Origin of the sequence: Buttiauxella gaviniae ATCC 51604 (genome assembly GCF_001654835.1) — a bacterium.
Lineage (GTDB): Bacteria > Pseudomonadota > Gammaproteobacteria > Enterobacterales > Enterobacteriaceae > Buttiauxella > Buttiauxella gaviniae.
Genome location: NZ_LXEP01000107.1, coordinates 1 through 439 on the forward strand (window position 1 = coordinate 1; position 439 = coordinate 439).

Sequence of the window (439 nt, forward strand, 5' to 3'; positions counted from 1 at the left end):
TTTGGCAGGGCAGGGGTCGGGGTGATGCTCCATACCCCGCCGACAACGGTAGTCGTCCCAAGCAAAGTGCTGCCGTTATACAGCTTAATGATATCGCCATCGACACCTGTTCCGTGGAAGGTGGGGGTCGTGTCGTCAGTAATACCGCCGCTGAGTACCGGCTGCTGGAGATCACCGACATTATCGTCGGCAGCGTCAATCACCGGAACAGCGGGTGGCGTGGTATCAACAATCACGGTATAGGTATTTGATACTGTGCTGACGTTGCCCACGGCGTCCGTGGCGGTGACGGTGAAACTGTGGCTGCCTTCACCCAGAGCCGTTGGCGCGTAGCTCCAGATACCCGTTCCATCGACAAGGAATGTGCCAATCACCGTGCCGTTATCACTAATGGTAATGGTGGAATCAGGTTCTGTTGTTCCGCTGAGAATCGGCGTGG

General features: G+C 56.5%; 1 protein-coding gene. It reads right to left on the reverse strand.

Annotated features, from left to right (window positions below):
* Positions 1–439: Ig-like domain-containing protein (locus M977_RS23935; RefSeq protein ID WP_157092150.1), on the reverse strand; the 439-nt coding region annotated here is incomplete at both ends.